This is a genomic window from Mycobacterium sp., from assembly GCF_035653355.1.
GTDB lineage: Bacteria > Actinomycetota > Actinomycetes > Mycobacteriales > Mycobacteriaceae > Mycobacterium.
Map to the genome: position 1 here is coordinate 1 of NZ_DASRBZ010000359.1, position 5,679 is coordinate 5,679.

General features: G+C 68.2%; 6 protein-coding genes and 1 pseudogene. 3 read left to right on the forward strand and 4 right to left on the reverse strand.

Translation table 11 applies throughout. The annotated features are described in order from the left end of the window. The 4 genes and pseudogenes from ctpC to VFA16_RS12550 all read right to left on the reverse strand — a co-directional run. A pseudogene (gene ctpC / locus VFA16_RS12535) lies at positions 1-667 on the reverse strand (manganese-exporting P-type ATPase CtpC); the annotation flags it as partial. A gap of 9 nt (positions 668-676) precedes the next feature. Beyond that, positions 677-958, reverse strand: coding sequence for a DUF1490 family protein (locus VFA16_RS12540; RefSeq protein ID WP_324968121.1), 282 nt, complete (start codon positions 956-958; stop codon positions 677-679). Between the two features lie 114 nt (positions 959-1,072). After that, on the reverse strand, positions 1,073-1,747 hold the full coding sequence (locus VFA16_RS12545) for a TIGR03089 family protein (protein WP_324968126.1): 675 nt from the start codon (positions 1,745-1,747) through the stop codon (positions 1,073-1,075). A 34-nt stretch (positions 1,748-1,781) separates the two neighbouring features. Beyond that, entirely contained in the window at positions 1,782-3,260 is a 1,479-nt protein-coding gene (locus VFA16_RS12550; protein WP_324968122.1) for an LCP family protein, read from the reverse strand. A gap of 65 nt (positions 3,261-3,325) precedes the next feature. On the opposite strand from VFA16_RS12550, the gene rfbD reads away from it, so the two are divergent. The 3 genes from rfbD to VFA16_RS12565 form a co-directional block, all read left to right on the forward strand. Continuing rightward, the gene (gene rfbD / locus VFA16_RS12555; protein ID WP_324968123.1) at positions 3,326-4,192 is read left to right on the forward strand and encodes a dTDP-4-dehydrorhamnose reductase; all 867 of its coding nucleotides are present in this window, start codon (positions 3,326-3,328) and stop codon (positions 4,190-4,192) included. A 73-nt stretch (positions 4,193-4,265) separates the two neighbouring features. Then, on the forward strand, positions 4,266-5,147 hold the full coding sequence (locus VFA16_RS12560; RefSeq protein ID WP_324968124.1) for a glycosyltransferase family 2 protein: 882 nt from the start codon (positions 4,266-4,268) through the stop codon (positions 5,145-5,147). Further along, positions 5,144-5,679 (forward strand): nucleotidyltransferase family protein (locus VFA16_RS12565; RefSeq protein WP_324968125.1); only part of this gene is annotated, 536 nt, incomplete at its 3' end. The genes VFA16_RS12560 and VFA16_RS12565, both read left to right, overlap by 4 nt.

A 5,679-nucleotide genomic window follows, 5' to 3' on the forward strand; every position in this document is an offset into this window, starting at 1 on the left:
CCATCCGAATCCATGCGGTATCGGCGGTGCCGCGCAGCAGGTCGGAGATCGCCCGCCGGGTGCGCCGCAACGTCAGATCCTGTAGGTACTCACCGATATTCAGCAGCCACAGCACGGTCAGCGCGACCACATTTTCGCGCAACACCAGGCTGGCCACCGTCGCAGCGGACACCAAGGCGTCAGTGCCGGCGCGACCGGAGCGGAAGGACCGCAGCGCGCCGCGCAGGAACGGGTAGCCGGTGAACACGGTGACGCCGGTCGCTACCAGCCGGCCGGTCGGGCCGAGCAGCGGCGGGCGGGCGAACACGTAGCGGCGCACACCCAGTAACGCCAGCGCCGCCCCGCCGACGACCATCCGCAGCACGTCGGCGTTGCGGATCTCCGACGAATGCGGCGCGCGGGTCGGAATCAGTTCGGCGGCGGTATGCGCGGCCTCCTTGATCGCTGCCAGCACCGCGGAGCGATCACAGCGCTTCGGCGAATACCAGACCACGACAGATCCGGTCCGAGGGTAGGCGTGGACGACGCGCACCCCATTCTGTTGGGCCACCGCCTCTTCGACGGCGACGGCGCGGCGGGAATTCGAGCGCACCCAGGCAACCTCGACCCGCATGCGGCCGGCGGCGTCGGAGACGACGACCAGGTCGCTGTCAACGGCGGCGGTCATCGGGCGCGATCAGTGTTCGTGGTGGTCGACGGCGCTCACGGCCGGAGTGGGCACCTCCTCGCCGACGCGTTCACGCGCCTCGGCCATCACGTCGGCCAACTTGAGCCGCGCCGACTCGGCTGCCTCCTCCGCGCGCCGGCTTCCGCGCAGCCCCCACTCCGCGGCCGTCACCGCCGCTTCGTGAACCGGAGCTTTGGCCCACGCTTTGCGCAGCGCCTCATAGGCAGTCACCCCGGCCAGTCCCGTGACTACCGTTGTGGCCGCCTTTGCGAGTAGCCCGTGCACCGCCATCGCTTAACCTTTCTCCCGTTCCGGCTGAGTTCAGCTCACCTTCGCACGACGCTAACATAGAAATATTGCGATACCAATATGTATTTGGCGGTGCGCTTCGGCCGGCGACACCCGTCACTCGAGGACGCGGGTGACCTTCTCGGTTTCGATCCTGTGCGGCAGCGCCGCGGGATCGGGATTGGCCACCTGCACCAGCGACGCGCCGGTGGCGAGGACTGTCAGCAAACCGCCGACCAGCTCGTCGGGAGTCGCCCACGACTTCGTCGAGAGCACCCGATCGCTGGCCGTCAAACCCGTTGTGGCAGCTGATATTTGGCAGTCGGCCAGCACCTCGTCGACGGAGCGGCCCGTCAGTGCGGGCCCGGGGCGGCGTTCGGCGACGATTTGGTCGCCGTGCACCCGCACGGCGGTGGCGTAGTCGGTGACGCCCACCGGCAGATCTGGCGCCGGTTGCCCGAACGGATCCAGCGACAGCACCGCCACCTCGGTAGCGCCGGTGCTGTCGGCTTCGTCGAGCCGGTGAGCAGTGCTCAACGCGATGTCAGCGCGGCCGCCGAGAACCACTTCGGCTCCGATCCACCACACGCCGAAGTAGACCGCAGCCGTCTGCCAGTGCGCGGGCAGCAACACCGCGACCCGGCTGGCCGGCCCGGCACCCAGTTCATCGCGCAGCAGGTTACCGGTTTTGGCGGCCCAGTTGGCCAGCGTCACCGCCGACAGCTCGATGCGCTCGCCGGTGGCGTCGTCGTAGTAGGTGATGCGCGGTCCGACCGGGTCGCTGCGCAGCATCGGCTCGAGAATCGCCTCGCTGAGATTGGTCACGTCAGTTGACGCACTCGGGACGATCGGCGCCGGCGGTAAGAATCGGCGACGGCGGGGGAGCGGTGGTGTCCTTCGCGGCCGCTGCAGCGGAATGCGACGAGGCCGCCGGTGCCGCTGAGGCGGTGCCGTCGAGGCCGGAACCCGGGCCGGTGTAGTCGTTGGCCAGCACCACCCGCACCGATCCCGGCGGCACCGCCGGATCGGCGACCACAGGCAACCCGCCGAGGTCCTTGGCGACCTGCTGAGCCCCCAGGTCGTCGGCCTTGGCGGCCCGCACCTGGCTGGATTTCACGTGCGCAGCTTCGTTGTTGCCGACGTTTCCGGCGGTAAACCCCTTGGCTACCAAGACTTGTGACACTGCAGCGGCCAGGCCGTTGATGTCGGTGTCGTTGAGCACGTCGGCGGTCGTCTTGGCCGGGCTGTAGGCCAGCTCCTCGGTCTTGCCCTGGTCTTGGTCGTGCAGCAGGCTGCCGACCCACTCCTGCACCTGGTGCGAATCCACCCGAACCACGCTTTGCATGCCGTCGTCGCTCCAGCCGGCTTCGTCGAGCACCGGGATGGTGGCGAACGCAACGTTGCCGGCGGCCAGCTTCTGCAGCTGTTTCACGAAGTCCATGATGTCCCAGCCCGACGAGAGCACCACCGAACGCTGGATGGCGCCTTGCAGCCGCTCCAGTGTCGCGGGACTCGACAGCGTCTTGCCGGAGAGCACACGGTGGGCCAGGTCCGCCATCACCACCTGCTGGCGCACCACCCGGTCCAGGTCACCGCGGGGCAAGTCGTGACGCTGGCGGACGAAGCTCAGCGCCTGCGGTCCGTTGAGCTTTTGCCAGCCGGCGGGAAAATCGGCACCCGAAAGGGGTTCGTAGACAGGCTCTTTGAGGCATACGTCGACGCCGCCGAGGGCATCGGTGATCAACGCGAAGCCGAGCAGCCCGATCTCTGCGTAGTGGTCGACGGTGACCCCGGTCAGGTCGGCGACGGTCTTGATCAGGGCTTCGCGTCCGGCCTCGGTGCCCCGCGCTTCGGCCTCGGTTTCGGCGATCCCCGATTCGACCAGGCTCACCCGCTTCTCTTCGCGGACCTGGCCGTAGACGCCGTTGATCTTGGTCTTGCCCAGCCCCGGAGCAGAGACGTAGGAGTCGCGCGGAATCGAGATCGCGGTGGCCGACTTCCCGTTGTTGGGCACCCGCACCAGGATGATGGTGTCGGTGTTGGTGGCGGTCTCGTCACCGGCCCGCAGCGTCGCCAACTCCTGACTGGAGAGCGGGTTGCCGTGCGCGTCGGTGCGGCTGTCCATGCCGACCAGCAAGATGTCGATCGCGCCGTCGTCGCCGCCCTGGCCGAGCGAGGGGGCGAACATGTGGTAGATCCCGTCTTCGAACGAGCGGACTTTGCTCCATGCCACGCCGGTGCCGAGAACGACGGCGACGGCCGCCGCAGTGGCAACGGCGCGGATCACACGTTGCGCAGGCATCACTTTAGACTACTTATGTAACAGCCGTCTTCGGGTTAGGCAGGGATCGGCGTGCCAGACTCGGGGGCGTGACGAGCAGGATTGTGATCACCGGCGCCGGCGGGCAGGTGGGTAGCTTTTTAGCGGACGAGGCCACCCGCCAAGGGCGTGACGTGCTGGCGCTGACGTCTTCGCAGTGGGACATCACTGACCCCGATGCCGCGGAGCGGATCGTCGAGCACGGCGACGTGGTGGTCAACTGCGCGGCTTATACCGACGTCGACGGCGCGGAAAGCGACCAGGCGAGCGCGCACGCGGTCAACGTGTCCGGACCGGAGTACATTGCGCGGGCGTGTGCGCGTGTCGGCGCGAACATGATCCACATCTCGACCGACTACGTGTTCAGCGGCGACTTCGGCGGCTCCATACCCCGCCCGTATGAACCCGAGGACGAAACCGGTCCGCTCAGCGTGTACGGGCTGACCAAACTCGGCGGCGAACTCGCCGTGCTGGCAGCGCTGCCGCAGGCCACCGTCGTGCGCACCGCGTGGGTCTATACCGGCGGAACCGGCAAGGATTTCGTGGCCGCCATGCGGCGGCTGGCCGCGGAGGACCGCACCATAGAGGTAGTCGACGACCAGACCGGATCGCCCACCTATGTCCCCGACCTGTGCGCGGCATTGCTGGAAATAGCTGACGGGCGGGTCACGCGCCCGACGAAAGGAATCCTGCATGTCGCCAACGAGGGCGCGGTGACGCGACATGAACAGGCTCGCGCGGTTTTCGAAGAGCTCGGCGCCGACCCGGATCGGGTGCGGCCGGTCAGCAGCAACCACGTGCCGCGCCCGGCGCGGCGGCCGCCGTACTCCGCGCTGTCCAACCGGTTAGCTGTTCAAACCGGGCTGTCACCGCTGCGGGGATGGCGTGAAGCGCTGGCCGCGGCATTGAGCGCATAGGCCGACGGTCGGCGACCCGCTGCGCCCGGCTCCGCCGCGCTTGCGATCGCCTCCAGACCGCTACCCTCTACCCGTGAGTGACGTGCTGCCGGTCGTGACGGTGACCTATTCGCCGGGCCCGCACCTGGAGCGTTTCTTGGCCTCGCTGTCGCTGGCCACCGACCGGCCGGTGAGCGTGCTGATGGCCGACAACGGCTCCACCGACGGAGCACCGCAAGCCGCCGTCGAGCGGTATCCCAACGTGCGGCTGTTCGACACCGGCGGCAACCTCGGCTACGGAACCGCGGTGAATCGCGCCGTCGCCCGCCTCAGCGATGCCGACGAGTGGGTGGTGGTGGCCAACCCCGACGTGCAGTGGGGTCCCGGCAGCATCGACGCGCTGCTGGAGGCCGCTGCCCGCTGGCCTCGCGCGGCGACCCTGGGCCCGCTCATTCGGGATCCCGACGGCGGGGTGTACCCGTCGGCGCGTCACCTGCCCAGCTTGGTCCGCGGCGGCATGCACGCCGTCGTCGGCCCGCTGTGGCGTACCAATCCGTGGTCGACGGCCTATCGCCAGGAGCGGCTCGAACCCACCGAGCGGCCGGTCGGCTGGCTGTCGGGATCGTGCCTGCTGGTGCGGCGCGCGGCGTTCGAGCAGGTCGGCGGGTTCGACGAGCGCTACTTCATGTACTTCGAGGACGTCGACCTCGGCGACCGCCTGCAGAAGGCGGGCTGGCAAAACGTCTACGTGCCGTCGGCGGAAGTGCTGCACCACAAGGGCCACGTCACCGGTAGCGATCCGGCCAGCAGCTTGGCGGCCCATCACCGAAGCACCTATATATTCCTTGCCGATCGGCATCCTGGTTGGTGGCGGGCTCCGCTGCGATGGCTGATGCGGGCCGGATTGGCGGCACGCGAACGTCTGATGGTGCGCAGCTCGCGACGCAGACTTGCAGAAGGGCGGCGGGCACGGTGACACAGGTCGATGCAGTTGTCCTGGTCGGCGGCAAGGGGACCCGGCTGCGTCCGTTGACGCTGTCGGCGCCTAAGCCGATGCTGCCGATCGCCGGGCTGCCGTTGCTGACCCACCTGCTGTCGCGGATCGCAGCGGCCGGCATTGAGCACGTCATCTTGGGCACCTCGTATCAGCCGGCAGTGTTCGAGGCGGAGTTCGGTGACGGTTCGAAGCTGGGCCTGCAAATCGAGTACGTGCCCGAGGAACGCCCGTTGGGCACGGGCGGGGCGATCGCCAACGTCGCCTCGCGGCTGCGACACGACACCGTGATCGTGTTCAACGGTGATGTGCTCTCCGGCGCCGACTTGCACCAACTGCTCGACTATCACCGCGCCAATCAAGCCGATGTCACCCTGCATCTGGTGCGGGTCTCCGACCCGCGGGCATTCGGTTGTGTGCCGACCGAAGACGGCCTCGTGACAGCGTTTTTGGAGAAGACGCAGGATCCGCCGACCGACCAGATCAACGCGGGCTGTTACGTCTTCTCGCGGGA